The organism is Streptomyces sp. NPDC001732 (assembly GCF_053596315.1).
On the sequence record NZ_JBSFFY010000003.1, the window covers coordinates 82,756 to 105,843 of the forward strand.

General features: G+C 72.7%; 17 protein-coding genes. 12 read left to right on the forward strand and 5 right to left on the reverse strand.

The window, feature by feature from the left end:
- Window positions 1-162: 162 nt before the first annotated feature.
- From ACWCXX_RS05375 to ACWCXX_RS05425, 11 genes are read left to right on the forward strand one after another with little or no spacing between them, the layout of a single operon-like run.
- Window positions 163-1,431 carry an ABC transporter substrate-binding protein gene (locus ACWCXX_RS05375; RefSeq protein WP_451124528.1) on the forward strand — a complete coding sequence of 423 codons (1,269 nt, stop codon included), beginning with the start codon at window positions 163-165 and terminating at the stop codon, window positions 1,429-1,431.
- 11 nt (window positions 1,432-1,442) lie between these two features.
- Window positions 1,443-2,411, forward strand: coding sequence for a carbohydrate ABC transporter permease (locus tag ACWCXX_RS05380; protein ID WP_451124530.1), 969 nt, complete (start codon window positions 1,443-1,445; stop codon window positions 2,409-2,411).
- Window positions 2,398-3,321, forward strand: a complete 924-nt coding sequence (locus tag ACWCXX_RS05385; RefSeq protein ID WP_451124532.1) for a carbohydrate ABC transporter permease — start codon at window positions 2,398-2,400, stop codon at window positions 3,319-3,321. The genes ACWCXX_RS05380 and ACWCXX_RS05385 overlap by 14 nt, the downstream gene beginning before the upstream one ends.
- Window positions 3,322-3,365: 44 nt before the next feature.
- Window positions 3,366-4,130, forward strand: coding sequence for an SDR family NAD(P)-dependent oxidoreductase (locus ACWCXX_RS05390; RefSeq protein WP_451124534.1), 765 nt, complete (start codon window positions 3,366-3,368; stop codon window positions 4,128-4,130).
- Window positions 4,118-5,908, forward strand: a complete 1,791-nt coding sequence (locus ACWCXX_RS05395) for a heparinase II/III domain-containing protein (protein ID WP_451124536.1) — start codon at window positions 4,118-4,120, stop codon at window positions 5,906-5,908. Before ACWCXX_RS05390 ends, ACWCXX_RS05395 begins: the two co-directional genes overlap by 13 nt.
- Window positions 5,909-5,911: 3 nt before the next feature.
- Window positions 5,912-7,891, forward strand: a complete 1,980-nt coding sequence (locus ACWCXX_RS05400; protein WP_451124538.1) for a hypothetical protein — start codon at window positions 5,912-5,914, stop codon at window positions 7,889-7,891.
- A 2-nt stretch (window positions 7,892-7,893) separates the two neighbouring features.
- Window positions 7,894-8,499 carry a hypothetical protein gene (locus tag ACWCXX_RS05405; RefSeq protein WP_451124540.1) on the forward strand — a complete coding sequence of 202 codons (606 nt, stop codon included), beginning with the start codon at window positions 7,894-7,896 and terminating at the stop codon, window positions 8,497-8,499.
- A complete protein-coding gene (locus tag ACWCXX_RS05410) occupies window positions 8,496-9,575 on the forward strand; it encodes a DUF1565 domain-containing protein (RefSeq protein WP_451124542.1) in 1,080 nt (359 codons plus the stop codon). Before ACWCXX_RS05405 ends, ACWCXX_RS05410 begins: the two co-directional genes overlap by 4 nt.
- Entirely contained in the window at window positions 9,572-10,720 is a 1,149-nt protein-coding gene (locus ACWCXX_RS05415) for an SGNH/GDSL hydrolase family protein (RefSeq protein ID WP_451124544.1), read from the forward strand. Before ACWCXX_RS05410 ends, ACWCXX_RS05415 begins: the two co-directional genes overlap by 4 nt.
- Before the next feature lie 10 nt (window positions 10,721-10,730).
- On the forward strand, window positions 10,731-13,142 hold the full coding sequence (locus ACWCXX_RS05420; protein ID WP_451124546.1) for a polysaccharide lyase 8 family protein: 2,412 nt from the start codon (window positions 10,731-10,733) through the stop codon (window positions 13,140-13,142).
- A gap of 4 nt (window positions 13,143-13,146) precedes the next feature.
- On the forward strand, window positions 13,147-14,121 hold the full coding sequence (locus tag ACWCXX_RS05425) for an acetylxylan esterase (protein ID WP_451124548.1): 975 nt from the start codon (window positions 13,147-13,149) through the stop codon (window positions 14,119-14,121).
- Between the two features lie 39 nt (window positions 14,122-14,160).
- Here ACWCXX_RS05425 and ACWCXX_RS05430 read toward each other — a convergent pair whose 3' ends face one another.
- The gene (locus ACWCXX_RS05430; RefSeq protein WP_451124550.1) at window positions 14,161-15,705 is read right to left on the reverse strand and encodes a phytoene desaturase family protein; all 1,545 of its coding nucleotides are present in this window, start codon (window positions 15,703-15,705) and stop codon (window positions 14,161-14,163) included.
- A gap of 22 nt (window positions 15,706-15,727) precedes the next feature.
- Window positions 15,728-17,992 carry a tetratricopeptide repeat protein gene (locus ACWCXX_RS05435; RefSeq protein WP_451124552.1) on the reverse strand — a complete coding sequence of 755 codons (2,265 nt, stop codon included), beginning with the start codon at window positions 17,990-17,992 and terminating at the stop codon, window positions 15,728-15,730.
- A gap of 278 nt (window positions 17,993-18,270) precedes the next feature.
- Between ACWCXX_RS05435 and ACWCXX_RS05440 the strand changes: the two genes are divergently transcribed.
- Entirely contained in the window at window positions 18,271-19,401 is a 1,131-nt protein-coding gene (locus tag ACWCXX_RS05440; RefSeq protein ID WP_451124554.1) for a carboxylate-amine ligase, read from the forward strand.
- A gap of 69 nt (window positions 19,402-19,470) precedes the next feature.
- Here the strand turns inward: ACWCXX_RS05440 and ACWCXX_RS05445 are convergent, their stop codons facing one another.
- The 3 genes from ACWCXX_RS05445 to ACWCXX_RS05455 form a co-directional block, all read right to left on the reverse strand.
- A complete protein-coding gene (locus ACWCXX_RS05445; RefSeq protein ID WP_451124556.1) occupies window positions 19,471-20,817 on the reverse strand; it encodes a carboxylesterase/lipase family protein in 1,347 nt (448 codons plus the stop codon).
- A gap of 38 nt (window positions 20,818-20,855) precedes the next feature.
- On the reverse strand, window positions 20,856-22,247 hold the full coding sequence (locus ACWCXX_RS05450) for an NAD(P)/FAD-dependent oxidoreductase (RefSeq protein ID WP_451124558.1): 1,392 nt from the start codon (window positions 22,245-22,247) through the stop codon (window positions 20,856-20,858).
- Window positions 22,248-22,367: 120 nt separating this feature from the next.
- Window positions 22,368-23,078: a TetR/AcrR family transcriptional regulator gene (locus ACWCXX_RS05455; RefSeq protein ID WP_451124560.1), complete on the reverse strand. Its 711-nt coding sequence runs from the start codon at window positions 23,076-23,078 to the stop codon at window positions 22,368-22,370.
- Window positions 23,079-23,088 lie beyond the last annotated feature (10 nt).

Here is a 23,088-nt window from a genome sequence, read left to right on the forward strand (position 1 = left end):
GGTTCACCAGTTAACGTCCCCGAAAATTCATGTGCATCAGCTGTTGACGTCCCTCCGAGGGCGTTCCTAGCATCACTGCATCGATTTACCAGCACTTCCCAGCCACTGTCGGGATGTCATCGCTGGATCGATCCACAGCCTCCACCTCAAAAGGGGTGTCCCATGGAACTCAGAAGACGGTCGCTGCTTGCCGCCATCGGCGCGGGCACCGCTGCCGCCGCCCTCGGCGGGTGCGGAACGGGCACGTCGGCGGGCGGTTCGGCCGACGGCCCCGCCGAAGGCGAGATCACGCTGCTCACCCCGATCTACGAGGGCGCCGACGGCAAGACGCTGTTGGAGAAGGAGATCCTCGGCGGCTTCCGGAAGAAGTACCCGGACGTCAAGGTGAACGTGGACTACACCACGTACCAACAGCTCAACGAGAAGATCACCACCGGTCTCGCGGGCGGTCTGCTGCCCGACGTGCTGATGATGGGTGTGGGCTGGATCCCGCCGTTCGCGGCCAAGAAGGCGATCGCCGAACTGCCGGAGAAGCTCGCCGCCGCGCACGACTACGAGAAGCGGGTACTGGAGCCGTCCCGGTACGACGGCAAGCTGTACGCGCTGCCGGTCGTCCTCGACACCCGCATCGTCGTCTACCGCAAGGACCACTTCGCCGAGGCCGGCATCAAGAAGACCCCGGCGAACTGGGCCGAGCTGCGCGCCGTGGCCAAGCAGCTGACCAAGAACGGCCGGATCGGTTTCGACCCGTTCTCGATCGATCTGCGCCAGTGCTGGGAGACCTTCCTCTTCGCCAACGGCGGCCAGCTGTTCAGCGCCGACGGCAGGAAGGTGCTGTTCACCGACGCCCGCGGGGTCGAGGCCCTGCAGTTCTTCAAGGACCTCATCAAGGACGGCTCCGCCGACTACGCCAAGAAGACGGACCCCGGTACCCCGACCAACGTGCAGACCGGCAAGGCGTCGATGATGATGACGACCAGCGCGCTGTGGAAGCAGGCCGGGGAACAGACGCCGGACCTGATCGAGGACGACAAGCTCGGGTCTTTCATCCTGGCCAACCGCAGGCCCGCCATGCTCCAGGGCGGCACCCTCGTCACCCAGTCCGCCACTTCCAAGCACCCGGCGGCGGCCCGCGCGCTCGTCGAGTACCTCGCGACTCCCGAGTCGATCCTCGGTGCGGCCGAGCAGCGCGGTTCCGTACCCGGCCTGAAGGACCTCAGCGACACCTCGTACGTGAAGGAGAACAAGTTCGTCGACCTCTCCCTGCGGAGCATGGGTGACGCGTGTTCCGAGGGCGGCACCGCCGCCTGGATGGAGATCCGCGAGAAGATCAAGCCCACGCTGGAGCCCGCGATCGTGGGCAGCCAGTCCGCGAAGGACGCCATCGCGGAACTCGGCCGGCTCGCCGAGGCCGCCATCGGCCGGATGTAAGGACCCGTACCGTGGGAGCTACATCCGTATTGAAGGCGCGCCCCGCGCCGCCCTCCGCCCCGGCCGGACGCACGGTCCCCAAGAAGCGCTCCGGCCGGGCCCCGACGGGGCCGGGGCGCCGCAGACAGCGCGCCGGCATGCTGATGGTGGCGCCCGCGCTGCTGCATGCCTCGCTCTGGATCGGCCTGCCGGTCGTCGCATCGGTGGTCCTGGCCTTCACGAAGTACGACGTGCTGACGGCGCCGCAGTTCGTGGGCCTGGACAACTTCAGCGAGATGATGGGCGACGCGGTCTTCCGCAAGTCCATCGTCAACACAATCATCTACACCTTCTTCACCGTGCCGTTCGGCATGGCGCTGGGGCTGCTCATCGCCCTGGCGCTGCACACCGGCCTGAAGGCCAGGGGCATCTTCCGTACCGCGGTCTTCATTCCCCAGGTGACGGCCACCGTCGCGATCGCGCTGGTCTGGCTGTGGATCTACAACCCGGGCAACGGGCTGCTGAACACACTCCTGTCCTTCCTCGGGATCGAAGGCCCGGCCTGGCTCTCGTCGACCACGTGGGCGATGCCCTCGGTGATCCTGGTCGGCATCTGGCAGGGCATCGGCATGAAGATGCTCATCTACTTGGCCGCGCTGCAGTCCCTGCCGAAGGAGCTGTACGAGGCGGCTTCGGTGGACGGCGCGTCCAAGGTGCGCCAATTCTTCTCGATCACTCTGCCGCTGCTGAAACCCGCGACGTTCTTCGTCCTCATCACGTCGATGATCAGCGCGTTCCAGTCCTTCGACCAGATCTACATCCTGACCGACGGCGGCCCGGGCAACAGCACCACGATGATGACGTTCGAGATCTACAAGTCCGCCTTCCGGGAGTTCCGCGTCGGCTACGCCTCCGCGCAGTCACTGGTGCTGTTCGTGCTGCTGATGGGCTTCACCCTGGTCAACCGGCGGATCATGGGAGGCACCCGTGGCCACAACTGAGCTGCACGCGCCGGGGGCCACGCGCAAGCCCCGGCCGGTGAAGAACGGCAAGCCGCTCACCGCCGGCCGGATCGCGCTCTACATGACCCTCACCGTCGTGTCGCTGCTGATGGTGGTGCCGTTCGTCTGGATGGTGCTCACCTCGCTCAAGACGCCGGTGGAGATCGCCTCGCAGGACGCCGGACTGCTGCCGGAACACTGGGATTTCGGGAACTACATCGACGCGCTGAAGGCGGCGCCGTTCGCAACGTACGCGCGCAACAGCTTCATCATCGCCTTCAGCCACACCCTCATCAACGTGGTCGTGGCGTCGATGGCCGGTTACTCGCTGGCCCGGATCAGGTTCCGGGGCAGCGAGGTCATCTTCTACCTCTTCATCGCCGCGCTGATGATCCCCACGTACACCAAGGTGCTGCCGGAGTTCCTGATCGTCCGCTTCATGCCGCTGGCCGGCGGGAACGACATCTTCGGCCAGGGCGGCAGCGGCTGGCTGGACTCCTGGTGGGCGCTGATCATTCCCGGCGCCGTCACGCCCTTCGCGGTCTTCCTCTTCCGCCAGTTCTACCTGGACCTCCCGGTGGAGCTGGAGGAGGCGGCCAGGCTCGACGGTCTGGGCGAGTTCCGGATCTACGCCCGCATCATGACCCCGCAGGTCAAGCCCGCGCTCACCACCGTTGCGCTGCTGACCTTCGAGTCGTCGTGGAACAACTTCCTGTGGCCGCTGCTGGTGACCCGCACGGACAGTCTGCGGGTGATCCAGGTGGGGCTCTCCGTCTTCAAGACGGAGAACGGCCCCCAGTGGCACTTCCTGATGGCCGGCACCACGCTGGCCACCCTCCCCATGGTCATTCTCTTCCTCATCGGCCAGCGCTACTTCGTGCAGGGCTTCGCAACCGCCGGTCTCAAGTGACCGGTTCCGGTCCGAGCGGCCGGTCCTCGAAAGGTTCTCACTCCATGTCTGCTGATCTCAACGGCTCCCGCGCACTGGTGACGGGGGCGGGCCACGGCATCGGCCGCGCCATCGCCGTCGCGCTCGCCGAGGCCGGTGCCGACGTCGCCGTCCACTACCACTCCTCCGCCGACGGGGCCGCAGAGACCGTCTCCGCGATCGAGGCGCTGGGCCGCCGGGCGAAAGCGTTCCGGGCCGATGTCACGGTGACCACCGAGGTGGACCGGCTCGTCGAGGAGGCGACCGGCTTCCTCGGCGGCCTGGACGTCCTGGTCTGCAACGCGGGTCATCTGATCGGCCGGGCCACCGTCGCCGAGATGTCCGACGACCACTTCGACCAGGTTCTCTCCACCAATCTGACGTCCACGTTCCGCACCGTGCGCGCCGCGATCCCCCACCTGACGCAGTCGTCGGCCGGCCGCATCATCACGATGTCCTCGCTGGCCGCGCACAACGGCGGCGGCCCCGGTTCGGTCGCCTACGCGGCGGCCAAGGCCGGTGTCCGCGGGTTCACCAAGGGCCTGGCCAAGGAGCTCGGCTCCACCGGCATCACGGTCAACACCGTGGCCCCCGGCTTCATCAAGGGCACCGCCTTCCACGACACGTTCACCGCCCCCGAGGCGCAGCGGGCGATGGAGGCGGGCATCCCGGTCGGCCGGGCCGGCACGCCGGAGGACGTCGCCGCCGCGGTCGTGCACCTGGCGTCGCCGTCGTCCGGCTTCCTGACCGCCACCACGGTGGACATCGACGGTGGCGCGTGGCCGCGTTGAGGCGGATCGCCCGGGAGCGGGGCGGCTGGTGGCACGCGTACGTCTGCCCGGCGCACGGCGTGGAGCTCGACCACGGTGATCTGCTCGCCGGGGTGTTCCCCGAGGGCGGTGCGCGCTGTGCGTACGGCTGCCGGGTGGACGACGAGGCGGTGCGCGGCGCCTGGCTGGTGCTGTCGCACCAGGCGTGGGCGCGGCATCTGCGGGTGCTCGCGCACCGCGGGGAGCGTGCCGAGTCGGTGGCGCGGCTGGTGGAGTACGCCGGGCTGTACGCGGAGCTGGCCACCGAGCGGCACGGCGAGGCGCAGGGCTGGATGCTGCGCGGTCGGCTGTTCCACCAGGCGCTGACCGACGCCATCTGGGCGGTGAACATCGGGCACGCCGTGATCACGCTCGCCGAGCACTCCACCGACGACCTGGCCGGGGTGCTGCCGTTGCTGGACGCGCTGGAGCGGGCCGCTCTCGACGCCCGGGACGTGCTCACCGGTCAGGACCTGCTGGCGTCCAACTACACCGCGTGGCTCAACGCGGCCGGTGCGGCCACGAGCCGGGCCGCGGCCGCGGCGCGCGATGGTGAGTGGGACGGCGGGGAGCGGTGGCTGGAGGGCGAGCACGGGCTGTACGCGCATCTGCGGGTCGCGGTCGCCGACGACGGCTGGGAGTGGGAGGGCAGCACGTACTACCACGGGTTCGTGCTGCGGGCCGCTCTGCTGGCGCTGCGCGGCACCGATCCCGCGGACCTGCCGTCCGACGTGGTGGAGGTGCTGGCCGGGATGACGGACGTGCTGGCGGCGATCGCCACACCGGGCGGCATTCTCCCGGCGCTGCACGACGGCCCGTACCTGCGCGGTCCGCTCGCCCTGGAGTGGCTCGAACTCGTGGCCCTGGCCCAGCAGTTGGCGCCCTCCCCCGCCCTGGAGGCGGTGGCCGGGCGGGCCCGCGCCGAGCTCGGCGGGGACGACGACGGGCTCGACTGCGAGCTGGGCGGCTGGTTCTCCGGGCCGCCACTGCCCGAGCGTCCGGCGCCCGGTCCGGTCACGGTGTTCCCGACGGCCGGGTACGCGGTGCTGCGCCACGCGGGCGTCCACGCGCTGCTGGACTTCGGTCCGCACGGCGGTTCGCACGGACACCGCGACAAGCTGTCGTTGTATCTGTACGGGGACACCACCCCCTGGCAGCCCGACCCCGGCCAAGTGCCTTACGCACACGCCGAATTCCGTGACCTGTACGCGTCGACGGAAGCCCATCCCGCGTTCCGGGCGGACGGGGCGGAACAGGCCGAGTGCGCCGGCCGGCTGCTGGGCTCGGACGGTTCGTCCGTCACCGCCGAGGTGACGACGGCGTACGAGGGGGTGCGGGCGGTGCGCCGGGTCGTGCTCGGCGACGGCTATCTGGTCGACCTGCTGACCGTGGACGCCGGGGACGAGCGGAGCCTGGCCGCGCAGCTGCGACCCGGTGTCGCGCTGGACGTCCAGCTCCGGCCCTCGGGCGAGGTGGACACCACCTGGTACGGCGACGAGATCCTGCACGGCCGGCACACCCACACCCCGGGCCGGACCGTGCGCCCGGTCACCCGGCCGGGTCCGGGTCCGGCGGACGATCCGCAACGGGTGTGCACCCGGGTCGACTTCACCACACGGTCGGAGCGGGTCACGTTCGCCTCGGTGTACCAGGCGGCGTCGGCCGGCCCCGCCGTGGCCGACGTACGGCTGGACGGCGACGGGGTGCTGACCGTGGCGCTGGCCGACGGACGTTCCGCACGGTTTCGGACGGAGGACTGACCCTTGCTGCTCTCGGCGACCCCGCCGCCCGGCCCCCGCCCCGCCCAGGAGGCGCGGCTGTACGAGGAGGCCGCCCGCCACCGCGGGCTGACCCCGCCCCGTACCCATCCCCTCGCCAGCATCACCTGGCTGGGCCCCGCCGCCTCCAACCCGGCGCTCGCGTACCGGGTCGGCGGCGATCCGGCCCATCTGGCGGAGAGCAGGCGCTGGATCGAGGCGGCGGTGCGGCTGCCGCACTGGGGCCGGGCGCACATGCCGGACCATGACCTGGACGCCGGCTGGCTGCTGCACCACCTCTCGCTCGCCCACCGGTGGATCGGCGACGAACTGCCGGACGACGTGGCGGCACTGCTGCGGTACAAGCTGCTGCTCCAGGGGCGGCGGATGTACGAGTTCGCGGTGGCGAGCGAGGGCGGCTGGTGGTCGTCCTCGTACTGGCAGAACCACAACTGGATCTGTTACGCGGGCCTGGCGACCGCCGGTTACGTGCTGGGCAAGGAGGAGTGGACCGAGCGCGCCAAGGAGAACCTCGGCACGGTCCTCGACCTGATGCCGGACGACGGTTCGCACGCCGAGGGGGTCGTCTACTGGCGGTACGGCGTGCCGTTCCTCGCGATCCACCTGGACCTCCTCCAGGAGGCGGAGGGCATCGACTGGTGGGAGCGGGGCGGGTTCCTCCGCAACACCTTCCGCTACCGGCTGCACCAGACGGCGCCCGGCTTCGCGTTCAACGTGGACCACGGCGACTGCCACGACCGGCGCAGCGGGCACAGTGCCGCCCTGTACTACCGTCTCGCGGCCCGGTACGGCATTCCCGAGGCGCAGTGGCTGGGCGATCTCGCCTCGGGCGAGCTGCTGTGGCAGGAGGCTTCAAAGAGCGGGGTGCGGCCGGGCATCCTGCCGGAGGCGTATCTCGAACATCTCTGGTACGACCCGTCCGTGGCCGCCGCGCCGCCCACCGGGACGCGGGCGTTCTTCCCGGACCTCGGTCTGCTCTGTGCCCGCACCGGGTGGGAGGACGCCGCCACGCTCGTCTCGTTCAAGGCGAGCCCCGGCGGCGGCCACAAGGCGTGGGAGACCTCCGCGAAGCACCGGGCGGAGAAGGGCTGGGACACTCTCGACCAGGGCCACCACCACCCCGATTCGGGCTCGTTCGTGCTGGTCTCGCAGGGCGCGTTCCTCGCGGTCGACGAGGGCTACAGCAACCGCAAGCGGGCCGCGCACCACAATCTGCTGCTGGTGGACGGGCAGGGGTACGCGGACGAGGACCGGTACCACGTGTACCGGGACATCCCCCACGAGCGGCAGGCCCGGCAGCGCGACGTGCTGGTCGCCGACGACTGCGGCTGGGCGCACGCCACGGCGGAGATCGCCGCGATGTACGACCCGGCGCTCGGGGTGCGGCGGCTGGACCGGACGCTGGTGTTCACCCCGTCGGGGCGGCTCGTGCTGCTGGACCTCGCCGAGGCGGACACGGAGCGGGAGTGGACGTTCCTGCTCCAGACCGACCGGCCGACCGAGCCGCGGCCGGACGGCGGCCGGCTGATCCGGTCCGGGGCGGCCTCGGCGCTGGTGCGGCAGTTCGCGCCGCTGGACGCCCGGGTCGTCTCCGAGGCCACCGAGGTCGAGGCCAATCCGACGTCCAGCACGCCGGAGCTGCGTCTCACCCGCACCCTGCACACCCTGCGCTCGACGACCACGCCTTCGTCGAGCGGTCTCTTCCTCACCGCGATCGTCCCGGGCACCGGACCGGTCGTCGCGCGGCGGGCCGAATGCGCGGCGGGCGAGGGCGTCGTCCTCGGCGAGGAGACGGTGCTCCTCTCGCCCGTCGCCCGCCGCATCCGTACCGCCGCGGTATCGGCCGACGCGGCAGCGGTACTGCTCGACGGCGGCGCCCCGTACGTGGTGGCGGCCACCCGGCTGGAGCTGGACGGCCACGTACTGCTCGACGTCCCGGAGCCGTACACAGGAAAGGTCGGCTGATCATGCAGGCAACCCTCTCGTCCGGCCGGCCGACGCTGCTGCTGCGGCGGCTGGAGTTCATCGCCTACCCGGCCGCCGCCGGGGCCGCGTTCACCGTGCTGGCGCTCGGTGTCGTGACCTGGCTGCCCGCGCTCGCCGCGATGGGGTGCGCCCTGCAGCGGTGGCGGGCGGAGGGCGACAGCCGGTGCTTCGTCCACACGTTCACCGCGTTCCCCCGGTACTGGCACGCCCTGTGGCGGCACTCGCTGGTGTCCACGGCCGCCGCGGTCGTCCTGGTCGCCAACATCGTCCATCTGCTGGGGCGTGCGGAGGCATGGACGTTCGTGCTGCTCGCCGCGCAGGTGGGCATCGCCGCCGCACTCGTCGTCCACCACGTGGCGCTCGCGGCGGAGGCGGGCCGTTCGCCGCACGGCACGGTCCGCACCTGGTCGCGCGGGGCGCTGGCCCTGGGCTTCGGGTCACCGGCCCGGGGCACCGCCCTGCTCGGCGCGGTGATCTCCGCCGCGCTGCTCTCCCTCGTCGTACCGCTGGGCCCCCTGCTCCTCGGCCCCAGCGTTCCCGTACTGCTCGCCCTGTCCTTCGCAGACCCCAGGAGGCACACCCCATGAGCCGTGTACTGCGCACCGCCCTCGTCGCCGCGCTCGCCGCCGGCGCGCCGTTCGTCCTCCCTCCGCCGTCGGTGGCCGCCGAGGCCGCCACCGCGTACTACGTGTCGCCGTCCGGCAGCGACTCCAACTCCGGTACGTCGGCAGGCTCCCCGCTGGCCACGATCCAGAAGGCGGTCGATCTGGCGCCGACCGGCGCGACGGTGAACCTCGCAGCCGGGACGTACCGGCAGGACATCGTGACCAGGCGTGCCGGGGTCACGATCACCGGCCCGTCGAACGCCGTGGTGAAGGGGGCCGGGGACGCCCGGATCATCCAGGTGCAGCACGATTCGACGACGCTCAGCGGTTTCACCGTGGACGGCCTGCACGGCTCGTCCTCCGACGTGTCGGGCTACCGCCTCAAACTCGTCTATGTCATGAGCACGACCCCGGGGAACGGGGTGGGCGCGTTGCGCATCACCGGGATGACGCTGAAGAACGCCGCCGACGAATGCCTGCGGGTGCGCTACCTGGTGACCGGCGCCGACATCTTTGAGAACACCATCACCAACTGCGGGGTCGCCGACTTCAAGTTCGGCGGGGGCGGCAAGAACGGCGAGGGAATCTACCTCGGCACGGCCCCCGAGCAACAGGGCGCGAACGGCGCCCCGGACGCGGCCCCCGACGTCAGCAGGAACAACCGCATCCATCACAACACCATCGCCACACAGGGCAACGAGTGCGTGGACGTGAAGGAGAACTCGACCAACAACTACGTCGAGTACAACGACTGCAGCGGCCAGAAGGACCCCAGCTCCGGCGGACTGGACGCGCGCGGCAGCGGCAACATCTTCCGCTACAACACCGTTCACGACAACGTCGGCGCGGGCATCCGGCTCGGCGGCGACACCGCGACCGACGGCATCGACACCAGCATTTACGGCAACACCATCACCAACAACGCGGGCGGCGGCATCAAGTTCATGCGCACCCCGCAGGGCCCGGTGTGCACCAACACGATGAGCGGCAACACCGGCGGCAACGCGGTCGGCACCTACGGCAGCGAGTACGACCCGACGGGTGTGTGCCCCAAGTGACCGGGCGGGGACCCGCGAGACGCGGGGTACTGACGGCGGCGGCCGGTCTGGCGGCGGTCGCGGCCACGGCGCCGGGGGCACGGGCGGCCGAGCGGTCGGGCGGCGGGAGCCGGTCGCGCTGGACGACGTCCTGGGCGACCGCGCAGACCGCGCCGACCGCCGCCGACACGGTGGCGAGCGCCGGCCTGACCGACGCCGCCTTCACCGCGCACGTACGGCTGTCCGCGGGCGGGGCCGTGCGGCTGCGCTACGGGCACGCCTTCGGCACCGTCCCGGTCCTCGTCGGCCCGGTGACGGCGGGCGGCAGACCGGTCACGTTCGGCGGGCGGCGCCAGGCATGGCTCGCGGCGGGCGCCTCGCTGACCAGCGATCCGGTCGAGGGCCTGCGGGCGGCCGAGGCGGCACGGCTGACCGTGGAGACCCGGCTCCCCGGACCCACGGGCCCGCTGTCCTTCCACCGCAACACCCACGCCTCGCACTCCCTCGACGGCGAGCGCACCGCGTCTGTGTTCCTGCTGACGGGCGTCGAGGTGACGGGGGCGCACGGGCCGGTGGTCGCGGTGCTGGGCGACTCCATCACCGAGGGCGTGGGCACCCCGGACGACGCCGATCTGCGCTGGCCCGACCAACTGGCCAGGCGCCTGCCCGGTTCGGCCGTCGCCAATCTCGGCATCAGCGGCAACCGGCTGCTGCTGGACGACGCCCGGTTCGGTCCGGGCGGGCAGGCCCGCTTCGACCGCGACGTGCTGTCGCTGCCGGGGCTGCGGACCGTACTGGTCCACCTCGGCGTCAACGACCTCCAGCAGCCGCCGAGCCAGACCGATCCGGCACTCGTCCTGGCCGGGTACCGGCAACTGGTGCTGCGCGCCCGCAACGCCGGGCTGCGGGCGGTCGGCGCGACCATCACCCCGTTCGAGGGCTGGATCCGCTGGACGCCGGAGCTGGAGGCGGTCCGGCAGCGGATCAACTCCGCCGTACGGACCGGGCGCGTCTTCGACGCCGTGGCCGACTTCGACGCGGCACTGCGCGATCCGCAACGCCCGTCGCGGATGCTGCCCGCGTACGACAGCGGCGACGGACTCCACCCCAACCCCGCCGGTCACGCCGCGCTGGCCGCGGCCGTCGACCGCCGACACCTTCTGTGAGGGCCGCATCATGAACCCAGGCAGCACCCCCGGCACCACCCGACGCACCGTTCTCGCAGGGGCGGCGGCGCTCGGCGCGGCCGTCGCCCTGCCACTGGCACCCGTCGCCCAGGGCGCGGCGCACGCGGCCGAGGACACCGCCGCCGCGCTGCGCACCCGCTGGCACACCCTGCTCACCGGCGGCCCCGGCCTCGACCCGGCCGACCCGCGGATCGCCGCGGCCGTGGCCCGGGTCGGCCGGGCCGCGACCACCGCGGCCAAGGGCCTCGACCCCACCCGTACCGACGGGCTGTTCCCCGATCTGACCAGCACCGCGCTCTCCAACCACGTCACCACGTCGTTCAAGCGGCTCGCCACGGTCGCCACCGCGTGGGCCGTCCCCGGCACCCCGCAGTACGGCGACACCGCGCTGCGCGATCTGCTGCTGGCCGGCCTCGACTGGATGCTGACGAACCGTTACGGTCCCGGCCACACCCGGTTCGACAACGACTGGGACTGGGAGATCGGCTCCGCGCTCGCCCTCAACGACGCGACCGTGCTGCTGTACGACGTGCTCGGAACGGAGCGGCTGGACCGGATCACCGCGGCCGTACGGCACTACACCCCCGATCCGAACCTCTGGCGGGCCGACCGGCAGATCGCGACCGGGGCCAACCGGGTGTGGATCTCCACCGTCGTCGCCGTCAACGCCGTGCTCCGCGACAACGGGGACGACCTGGCCCGGGTCCGTGACGCGCTCTCGGACGTCGAGGGCTCGGGCGCCAACAGCGTCCTCGCCTTCAACGACGCGAGCGCCGCCGCGGAGGGCACCGGCGAGGGCTTCTACTCCGACGGTTCGTTCCTCCAGCACTACAAGCACCCCTACAACGGCGGGTACGGCAAGGAGCTGCTGAACAACCTGTCCCGGCTGCTGAACCTCCTGGCGGGCACCGCGTGGAAGGTCACCGACCCGGACCTCGACAACGTCCGCCGCTGGGTCGACGACGGCTTCGACCCACTGCTGGTGCGCGGCGACGTGATGGCGTCGGTGTGCGGACGCGAGATCGCCCGCCCCAGCAAGCAGGGCCACGTCTCGGCACAGACGGTCGTCGAGGCGGTGGTGCGGCTGATACCGAGCTTCCCCGGCGAGACCGCCGACCGGTTCACCGCCCTGGTCAAGCAGTGGATCGCCGAGGACACCTACCGCGACTTCCTGGCCGTGACCGACCTCGCCTCGCTCGTCGCCACCCAGCAGGTCCTCGCCTCCCCGGTCCCCGCTCGGGGGCCGCTGGTCGCGCACAAGCAGCACCCCCGGATGGACAAGGCGGCCCACCACCGGCCGTCCTTCGCGCTGGGCATCTCCGCGTACTCGTCCCGGATCTACAACTACGAGTCGATCCAGAACGAGAACCTGCACGCCTGGCACCTCTCCGACGGCATGGTCCTGCTGTACACCGACGACCTCGGGCACTACAGCGAGGACTACTGGCCCACCGTCGACCCGGCGCGGCTCCCCGGCACCACCGTCGTCGCCGGCCGCCAGGCGGACGCGGCGGGGCAGCGCACCACGAGCACCGCCGACTGGGCGGGCGGGACCGCGCTGCCGGGCACGACGCTCGGGGCGTACGGCATGGAGCTGCGCGCGTACGGGAGTTCGCTGCGCGGCCTGAAGAGCTGGTTCTGCCTGGACGACGTGATCGTCTGCGTCGGTTCGGGCATCACCGCCGACGCGGGCACCGTCGAGACGGTCGTGGAGAACCGCAAGCTCCGCGACCCGGGGGCGGCCCTGCTCGTCGACGGCACGGCGGCGCCCTCGGACGCCGGCTGGTCGGCCCCGCTGGAGAAGGTGAAGTGGCTGCACCTCGCCGGCACCGGCGGCTACGTCTTCCCCGAGCCCGTCACCCTCCGGGGCCTGCGCGAGGAACGCACCGCGACCTGGCGCGAGATCAACCTCAAGTACGGCACGGACACCCCGGTCACCCGACCGTACCTGACGCTGTGGCAGGACCACGGGGCGGCGCCGGACGGGGCGGGCTACTACTGGCTGCAGGCCCCGGCCGCCTCCGCGGAACGCACCAGGCAGTGGGCGTCCGCGCCGCCGGTGAAACCCGTCGCCCGCACCACCGCCGTGCACGCGGTGCGCCGCTGCGCGGACGGGCTGGTCGCGGCGAACTTCTGGACCGCGGGCACCGCGCAGGAGCTGTCCTCGGACGGCCCGGCCTCGGTCCTCGTGCGCCCGGACGGGAAGACGGTGAAGGTGGCGCTGTCCGACCCGACGCAGTCGCGCTCCTCGGTCGTGCTGGAGCTGGCGCAGCGGGGCCTGGGCGTCGTCTCCGCCGACCCGGGCGTGAGCGTCGCCACCACCGGCAGCGGCGTCCGGATCACCGCCGACACCGCCGGGCGCCACGGTGCGACTCTCAACCTCACCCTGAAGAGGAGCTAGACCCTTGCTGTTCGACATGGATCTCGACCGGTTGCGCGCGTACCGGCCGGAGCCGGAGGAGCCGGCCGACTTCGACGCCTTCTGGGAGAAGACCCTCGCCGAGACGGCCCGCCACGACCTGGACGCGGTGTTCGTCCCGTACGACGCCGGGTTCGCGACCGTCGACGTGTTCGACGTGACGTTCCGGGGCTGGGGCGGGCAGCCGGTGAAGGCGTGGCTGCTGCTGCCGCGGACGCGTTCGGGCCCGCTGCCCGCCGTGGTGCAGTACATCGGCTACAACGGCGGCCGGGGCATCCCGTACTCCTGGCTGACCTGGAGTGCGCTGGGGTACGCCCATCTGGTCATGGACAACCGGGGCCAGGGCGGCGGCGGCAAGAACACCGCGGACACCCCCGACATCGGCCCCGACGGGCACGGTTCCTCCTCCCCCGGCTTCCTGACCCGCGGCATCGAGGACCCGTACCGCCACTACTACCGGCGGCTGATCACGGACGCGGTGCGGGCGGTGGACGCGGCGAAGGCCCACGAGGCGGTGGACGCCGCCCGGGTGGCGGTGCTCGGGGGCAGCCAGGGCGGCGGGCTCGCGCTGGCCGTGGCCGGGCTGCGGGACGACGTCGCGGCGGCCGTCGCCGACGTGCCGTTCCTCTGCCACTACCGGCGGGCCTCGCAGATCACGGACGCCGGGCCGTACGCGGAGATCGCCCGCTGGCTGTCCGGGCACCGCTTCCGGATCGACGAGGCGATGGAGACCCTGTCCTACTTCGACGGGGTCAACTTCGCGGCGCGGGCGAGCGCCCCGGCATGGTTCTCCGTCGGCCTGATGGACAGGATCTGCCCGTCGTCCACGGTGTTCGCCGCGTACCACCGCTACGCGGGGCCGGCCGAGATCGAGGTGTTCACGTACAACGGGCACGAGGGCGGCGCGGAGTACGACCTGCCGCGCAAGATCGGCGCGCTGCGCGGGGTGTTCGGGCGGTAGGGGGGACGGGGGCCGGCCGGTGGCCGGCCCCCGTTTCCGTCACCGGCCCAGGGCCGCCATCGCGGCGTTGTGGCCGGGCACTCCGCTGACCCCGCCGCCGCGCACCGCGCCCGCACCGCACAGCAGCACATTGGCGTGCGCCGTCTCCACGCCCCACCGTCCGCTCTCCCCGGTGGCGTACGGGAAGGAGAGGTCCCGGTGGAAGATGTGGCCGCCCGGCAGCCGCAGCTCCCGTTCGAGGTCGAGCGGGGTCTTCGCCTCGATGCACGGCTCGCCGTTCCCGTCGAGCGCCAGGCAGTCGGTGATCGGCTCGTCCAGGTGCGCGTCGAGTGCGGCGAGCGTGGCCGCGAGCAGTTCGGCGCGCGCCGCCGTGTTGTCGGCGGTGAAGAGCCGGGCCGGGGTGTGCAGGCCGAAGAGGGTCAGGGTCTGGTGGCCACTGGCGGCGAGGTCGGGGCCGAGGATCGACGGGTCGGTCAGCGAGTGGCAGTAGATCTCGGACGGCGGGGTGGCGGGCAGCCGTCCCTCGGCCGCGTCCCGGTAGGCGTCGGCGAGCTGCCCGTACCCCTCGGCGATGTGGAACGTCCCGGCGAACGCCCGGCGCGGGTCGACGGAGCGGTCGCGCAGCCGGGGCAGCCGGGTGAGCAGCATGTTCACCTTCAGCTGGGCCCCTTCGGCGGGGGCGGGCGGTGCCTCGCCGAGGAGGGCGGCGAGGGCCTGCGGCGAGGCGTTGACGAGGACCCGACGGGCGGCGACGACGTGTTCCGCCTCCGGCGAGCGGACGGTGACCTCGGCCCGTGTCCCGTCGGTCTCGATCCGGGTCGCCTCGTGGTCGACGCGGATCTCCGCCCCGGCCTCGCGGGCGGCCCGCGCCAGGGCGTCGGTGAGCGCGCCCATGCCACCGACGGGGACGTCCCAGTCGCCGGTGCCGCCGCCGATGACGTGGTAGAGGAAACAGCGGTTCTGGAGCAGCGAGGGGTCGTGCGCGTCGGCGAAGGTGCCGATCAGGGCGTCGGTGAGGACGACTCCGCGTACGAGGTCGTCGGTGAAGTTCTTCTCGACGGCGACGCCGATGGGCTCCTCGAAGAGCGTCCGCCAGGCCTCCTCGTCGTCGATTCGTTCACGCAGCGCGGCACGGTCCGGCAGGGGTTCGGTGAGGGTCGGGAAGACCCGTTCGGCGACCCGGCTCGTCATTCCGTAGAAGCGCTGCCACGCCCGGTACTCCCGGTCGGAGCCGGTGAGCGCGGCGAAGGAGTCCCGGGTGTTCTCCCCGCCGACGAGGAGTCCGGTGGCGCGGCCGTCGCGCACGGTGGGGGTGTAGGAGGAGACGGTGCGCTTGCGTACGGCGAAGTCCAGTCCGAGGTCGCGGACGATCTTCGGCGGGAGCAGGGACACGAGGTACGAGTAGCGCGAAAGGCGGGCGTCGACCCCGGCGAAGGGGCGGGTGGAGACGGCCGCTCCCCCGGTGGTGGCCAGGCGTTCCAGGACGAGGACCGACTGTCCGGCACGGGCGAGGTAGGCGGCGGCGACCAGTCCGTTGTGGCCGCCGCCCACGATCACTGCGTCATAGCTGTCGGGTGCGGGCATGACCCTTCGTAGCACGGCACGATCACACCTGGCCAGAGGTCGTGGTGCCGGGGGCCCGCTGTCCGCGGCGCAGCGCCGCGACCTGCCGGTACAGCTCGACGGCCTCCGTTCCCCTGCCGAGCTGTTCCAGGCAGTGCGCCTCGTCGTTGCGGGCGGCGAGGGTGTCGGGGTGGCCGGCGCCGAGCAGGCGCTCGCGGGCCCCGGCGACCTGGCGGTAGGCGGTGAGGGCGTCGGCCCAGCGGCCCAGCCAGCCGAGACCGACGGCGACCTCCCGGCGGCTGACGAGGGTGTCGGGGTGGTCGGCGCCCAGGACGCGTTCGCGGATCGCGCACACGTCCTGGGCCTCGGCGAGCGCCTCCTCCCAGCGGGCGAGGCGTCCCAGGTTGACGCCGAGGCCGTGGCGGGCGCGGAGCGTCTCGGGGTCGGTGGGGCCGCCCACCCGGGTCCGGTCGTCGACGAGGGCGCGGTACAGCTCCAGCGCCTCCGCGCTGTGGCCCATGCGGCCGAGACCGATGCCGACCTCGTAGCGGGCGGCGAGGGTGTCGGGGTGGTCGGCGCCGAGCGATCTCGCCCGGCCCCGGGCCACTTCCCGGTAGGTCTGCAGGGCCTGCGGCCAGCGCCCCAGCCGGCCGAGCGTGTACGCCACCTCGTAGAGCGTGACCAGGGTGTCGGGGTGTTCGGCGCCCAGGAGCCGGGCGCGGGCCGACGCCACCTCCCTGGCCATGCGGTACGAGTCCTCCAGGCGGCCGAGCCGGCCGAGGTTGAAGGCGAGGTTGTGGCGGCAGCGCAGGGTGTCGGGGTGGTCGGGGCCCATCGACCGTTCCCGTGAGGCGAGGACCTCCGCGTACACCTGGTGGGCCTCGAAGTGCCGGCCGAGGCGGCCCAGCATGTACGCCGTCTCCTGGCGGGCGGCGAGGGTGTCGGGGTGGTCGGGGCCCAGGACGCGTTCGCGGCCCCGGGCGACCCGGTCGAACTCCCGCAGGGCGTCCGGGACGCGGCCGGTGCGGCCGAGGGTGAAGGCGACCTCGTACCGGCTGGCGAGGGTGTCGGGGTGGTCGGGGCCCAGGGCGTGCTCGCGTTCGGCGGCGACCGCGCGGTGCACCTCGCCGGCCTCCTCCCAGTGGCCCAGCCGCCCCAGGTTGAGGCCCGCGCTGTGCCTGCTGGCGAGGACGGAGAGCAGTTCCGGCGACGGGGTCGGGCGCTCGGCCGCGGCGAGCGGCAGTTCCCCGGTGAGGTCGCGCAGGTCGGTGCCGGTGGTCCACTCGCCGGTGAGGCCCGCGGAGTGGTCGGGCAGGGCGACGGGCAGGCGGGTGCCGGCCGCCTTGTGGCCGGTGGTCATGCCGCGGGTCCAGGCCGGCAGCTGCTGCCCCGGGCGCACGACCGGGACGGGCGGCGCGAGCCGTACCCGCCCCGACGGCTCCGGGCGCGGCTGCTCGCCGGTGCGGCCGACGACGATCCGCTGTTTCAGGGCGCCCGCGTCGACGGGCCGTTCCTCGGGGGTCTTGGCCAGCAGTTCCAGGACGGCTCGGTCGAAGAAGTCCGGGAGTTCGGCCCGGTGGGTGCGCAGGGGCCGGGGCTGGGTGTCGCGGTGTCCGACCAGGATCGCCCAGGAGTCCTCCAGGTCGAACGGCGGTGCGCCGGTGGCGATCTCGTACAGGACGCAGCCCAGCGAGTAGAGGTCGCTGCGGTGGTCGACCCGGCCGCCGCTGATCTGTTCGGGCGACATGTAGTGCGGGGTGCCCATGGCGATGCCCGTGCCGGTGAGGCGGGAGGAGGAGCCGATGTCGTGGCCGAGTCTGGCGATGCCGAAGTCGCAGATCTTCACCGTGCCGTCGGTCAGCCGCATGATGTTGGCGGGCTTGAGGTCGCGGTGCACGATGCCCTGCCGGTGGGTGTAGCCGAGGGCGTCGGCCACCTGTTCCGCGATGTCGACGATGTCGGCCACCGGCAGCGGGTGCTGTTCGTTGTCCTCCAGGAGCTGGCTGAGGTTGCGGCCCTCCAGGAGTTCCATGACCAGGTAGAGGACGCCCTCGTGCTCGCCGAAGTCGTGGACGACGGTGACGCCGCGGTGCTGGAGCGCGGCGGCGACGCGGGCCTCGCGGCGGAAGCGTTCGCGCAGGACGCGGGTGAAGGACTGGTCGTGCTGCGAGCCCATCGGCTTGAGGCACTTGACGGCGACGTGCCGGCCGAGCGATTCGTCATGGGCGCGCCACACCTCGCCCATGCCCCCGCGCCCGATCAGATCGAGCAGTCGGTACCGGCTCTGGATCAGCCTGGTGTCCGCCATCGCCTGCTGTCGCCCCCGTCGTTCCGCCTGCCGCTGCGCCCTCCCCGGCCCGTCCAGTATGGCTGCCCCGCTGCGCGGTTCGTACGGGGTGGGGCGGCGGCCGGGACCGGGCCGGGCCGTCGTGCCGGGAATGCGGCCGGGCGGCATCCGCCGGGAACGGCGGCCCCGCGGGTTCCGGCACGGTTTTCGCCGGAGGGAGACTCCGTTGCGGTACGTATGCCGTTCCTTCCGAGAGCTGTCCCGCAATACCCGGCGGGGCAGCGCTTAGGGTGGCCGCCATGGCCGATACAACCGGATTACGCATTTCGGCACTGCTCATGGGCGTGGAGGAGGAGTGCTTCCTCGTCGACCCCGTCACCCGTGAAGCCGTCCCGTACGCGGCCGAAGTGGTGGGGAAGGCCGCGGAGGACCTGGGCGATCTGGTGTCCCGGGAACTGAGCCGGTACCAGGTGGAGACGAAGACCCCGCCGTGCCGCACCTTCGGTGAACTGCGCGGGGAGCTGCGGCGTCTGAGGGCGGCCGTCGGGACCGCCGCCGAGGCCATGGGGTCCAGCCCGGTTCCGGCCGGCACGTTTCCGCTCGGGGTTCCGGTCCCGATCCGGATCAGCGAAGGGCCCCGCTGCGAGGAGCAGTTGCAGATCTATCGGGGTCTGGTCCACGAGCACCTCATCTGCGCGACCCATGTGCACGTGGGCGTCCCGGACCGGGACGTCGCCGTCCTCATGAGCAATCATCTGCGCCCCTGGCTTCCGCTCCTGATCGCGCTGTCGGCGAACTCGCCGTTCTCCTGCGGGCGCGACACGGGTTACGCCAGCTGGCGTCACGTGATGTGGCAGCGGTGGCCGGTTTCCGGCCCTCCGCCGTACTTCCACGACCACGACGAGTACGAGGCCCTCCTGGAGGGGCTGACCGCCGGCGGCACCCTGGCGGACCGCCGCACGGTCTTCTGGGACCTCCGGCTCTCGTCGCGTTATCCAACAATCGAGGTGCGGGCCGCCGACGTTCCCGTGACGGCCGAGGAGAGCGCCCTGCTGGCCGTGCTGGTGCGGGCGCTTGCCCTCACCGCCCTGCGGGACGTCGAGGAGGGGCGCCCCGCTCCCCGGCCGCCCGCCGAACTGCTGCGGGCTGCGTGCTGGCGGGCGGCGCGCGACGGGCTGCGCGGCCAGGGCATGGATCCGCACACGGGGCGGCTGTCGCCGGCCGGTGAGCGCGTCCCGGCCCTGCTGCGCCACATCGGCCCCGCGCTGGAGGAGACCGGTGACCGGGAGACCGTCGTCGCGCTGCTCCGGCGGCTGACGGCCACCGGCACCGGCGCCGACCGCCAGCGCGCCGTCCACGCGCGCCGGGGTTCGCTCGTCGACGTCGTGGACGCCCTGGTGACGCGGGACCCGGCCGTCGCGCTGCGCTGACCGGCGCGGCCGGGGCCGCTCCCCCGTCGGCCCGGCCGCCCACGGCGTGCGCCGCACCGCCGGAGACGGTCATTCCGGGCGCCGCTCCCGCAGCAGCCGCAGCGGGTCGTGCGCGGTGCGGGACCGGCCGGACCAGAGGCGGGTGGCGCGGGTCTTGGGGGTGTAGGGCGGCCAGGCGGGGCCCGGGTCGAGGTGGCCGACGAAGCGGACCCAGGCACCGTGGAGTTCGTCGGCGAGCTGTTGCGGCGGGGAGTCGCCGAGCGCCTCGCGGACTCCGGGAGCGGCCAGCAGGTCGAAGACGAAGGGCAGGTCGGAGCAGTGGTGCGCCAGGCCCGCGAAGGCGGGCGCGGTGGCCTGCCACTCGAACTGGTACAGCCAGGTGGGGTGTCCCGCGCGGGCGCGTCCCTCGGCGATCGCGAGGGCGGGTTCCCGGAAGACCGCGTCCGTGAGGGCCGCCCCGGCTCCGGCGGGCTCCACCCCGTGCAACTCGTGCGCGGTGAACCCCAGCATCAGCGGGACGCCCGCCCCGGCCGTGCCGCCGGCGAGCGCCTCGGGCACGGGCTCCGGGACGAGTCCGCCGTCCGCGAAGGGGGCGAGGAGCAGCGGCGGCCCGTCCTCCCCGTCGGCCCCGGGTTCACCCAGACGGTCCTGGAGCCGCAGCAGTTCGTCGTCGCCGACGTCGCGGAGGGCGGCGGCGGTCGCCGGCAGGCCGGTGCGGGAGGTGAACCGTGCCGACACGGCCTCGGCGGCCTCCCTGCCCCAGGACGGCGGGAGCGCCCCGGAGGCCGAGACGGCCGCGCGGAACAGGCCGCGGGCCGAGGGGACGGCGAGCAGGGTCTGCACCGCGCCGCCGCCGGCCGACTGTCCGGCGACGGTCACCCGGGCCGGGTCGCCGCCGAAGGCCGCGATGTTGTCGCGCACCCATTCCAGGGCGGCGATCCAGTCCCGTACTCCCCTGTTGTCGGGTGCGTCCGCGAGGTGCAGGAAGCCCTCGATGCCCAGCCGGTAGCCGACCGACACCAGGACCACCCCGTCCCGGTTGAACGCCGATCCGTCGTACCAGGGGCTGGCCGCCGAGCCTGCGACGAAGCCGCCGCCGTGGATCCACACCAGGACCGGCAGCGCGGCCCGCGGGTCGGCGGACGGGGTGAACACGTTGAGGTTCAGCACGCCCGCGCCGGGGACCGACGGTTCGGGGATCGTCGTGACCTCGGCGAAGGCGCGGCGCTGCGCGGTCGGCCCGTACTCCGTGGCGTCCAGCGGCTCCGTCCACGGGTCCGGTGCCACCGGGGACGCGAAGCGCAGTGTGCCCACGGGCGGCTTCGCATAGGGAATGCCGAGGAAGCGGAGGGTGCCGTCGGTCCGGCGCTCCCCTCGTACCGGACCGAGCCGGGTGGCGACGACGGTGTCGGGCATCGGGAGTGACTCCTGGGGTGCGGCGGGTGGGGCGGCGGTCAGCTGTCGAAGCCGAGGCCGAGGCGGTCGAGCGTCTTGAGCCACACGTTGCGGCGGCCCTGGTTGCGGTCGGCGCGGGCCATGGACCACTGGGTGATGCCGATGCCGACGGCGCGGACGGGTTCGGGCGGGAACGGCAGGGGCTTGCGGCGGACGAGTTCCAGCTCCGTGCGCTCGGTGCGGTCGCCCGCGAGCAGGTCGAGCATGGTCTCGGCACCGAAGCGGCTGGCGCCGACGCCGAGACCGGTGAACCCGGCCGCGTAGGCGACCTTCCCCCGGTGGCTCGTGTCGAAGAAGACGCAGAAACGCGTGCTGGTGTCGATGGCTCCGCCCCAGGCGTGCGTGAACCGGACTCCTTCGAGCTGCGGGAAGGTGGTGAAGAAGTGCCGGGCGAGGGTGGCGAACGTCTCGGGCCGCTGGTCGTGTTCGGCGCGGACCCGGCCCCGGTAATGATAGACCGCGTCGTAGCCGCCCCACAGGATGCGGTTGTCGGCGGAGAGCCGTACGTAGTGGAACTTGTTGGCGCAGTCCGAGAAGCCCTGGCGGTTCCGCCAGCCCACGGAGGCCAACTGCTCGTCGGTCAGCGGTTCGGTCATCAGCGCGTAGTCGTACACGGGGACGGTGTACAGACGGTGGCGCCGGAGCGGGGACGGATGGGCGTTGGTGGCGAGCGCGACCCTGCCGGCGGTGACGCGGCCGTAGGGGGTGCGGACGGCGATCACCGCGCCGTACTCGTCGAGCCCGGTGGCGGGCGTGTGCTCGTAGATCCGGACACCGAGGTCGAGGCAGGCGCGCTCGAGGCCCCAGGCGAGCCGGGCGGGGTTGACCATCGCCACGTCCTTGTTCCACACGCCGCCCAGGAACGTCGGCGAGTCGATCTCCGCGCGGACGGCCTCGGCGTCGAGCAGGAGCGGATCGCCGCCGTACCGGGCGGACGCCTCGGCCGCCTCCGCCAGGTCGTCGAGCTGGTACGGCTCGGTGGCGACGTCGAGGGCGCCGGTGCGTTCCCAGGAGCAGTCGATGTCGTACCGGGCGACGGCGTCCCCGATCGCCCGGAGGTTCTCCCGGCCGAGGCGTTCGAGCCGTCCGATCTCGTCGGGCCAGCGCTCCAGGCCGTTGCCCAGCCCGTGGGTGAGACTGGCCTCGCAGAATCCGCCGTTGCGACCGGAGGCGGCGCCTCCGACCCGGTCGGCCTCGATGAGCACCACGTCGGCGCCCGGGTCGCGTTCCTTGGCGACGAGGGCGGTCCACAGGCCGGTGTAGCCCCCGCCGACGACGAGCAGGTCGCAGCGGGTGCCGCCGACGAGCGCGGGGCGCGGCTCCGGCCGCTGCGGGTCGTCGAGCCAGAACGGGGCCGGGGCGGCGTCGGTGAGTGAGACGAGAGGGTTCACGGGTGGCGCTCCTTCGGATCACGGAGGCGACCGGAGCGCGGCCCCTCCGAAGTACCGCCCATGAGACGCCGTCGACCCCATCAACGTCAATGGCGTTGACATAAGCCCGGACGGGCTCGCCTATCCCTCGTCGGCCGCGGGCTTGAGCGCCGCCACCGCGTCGAGCATCAGCTCCAGCGCGAAGGGGTAGCCACTGCCCCTCATGTCGGCGGCGAGCAGCGGGAAGGCGGCGGCGATGTGCGGGTGCGTGTCCGGGGTGAGCCTGCCGTACGCCTCCTGCCAGACCTCGTTGTCGGCGGCCTGGGCGGCAGGCGGCAGGGCGAGGGCCGCGGCGTCCTGGGCCGCGAAGGCCAGGGCCTGGTCCACGAAGGCGTGGTAGATCCGCACCGCGAGCCCGTCCGGGAAGCCGGCTTCCCGCAGTACGCCCAGGATCGTCTCCACCGCGCGCATCTCGTGGGGGCGGCCGGTCGTCCGGTGCGCCGCGAGCAGGGCCGCCTGGGGGTTCGACCGGTACGAGTCGTGGATGCGCAGACCGATGGCGCGCAGGTCCGCCCGCCAGTAGCCGGTCGGGGTCCAGCCCTGCTGGGCACGGCCGATCAGTTCGTCGGCGACGGCGAGCAGCAGGGCGTCGGTGTTGCGGAAGTAGCGGTACAGCGCACTGGGGTCGGCGCCCAGCGCGGCGCCGAGCCGCCGTACGGAGAGCGCATCGGCGCCGTGCTGCGCGATCAGGTTCAGCGCGGTCTCGACGATCAGCCGCTCGGAGAGCACCGCGCCCTGCTTGGTGGGCCTGCGGCGCTGCCGCCTGCCTTCGGGAACCACCCGTTCTGTCATGCCCCGATCT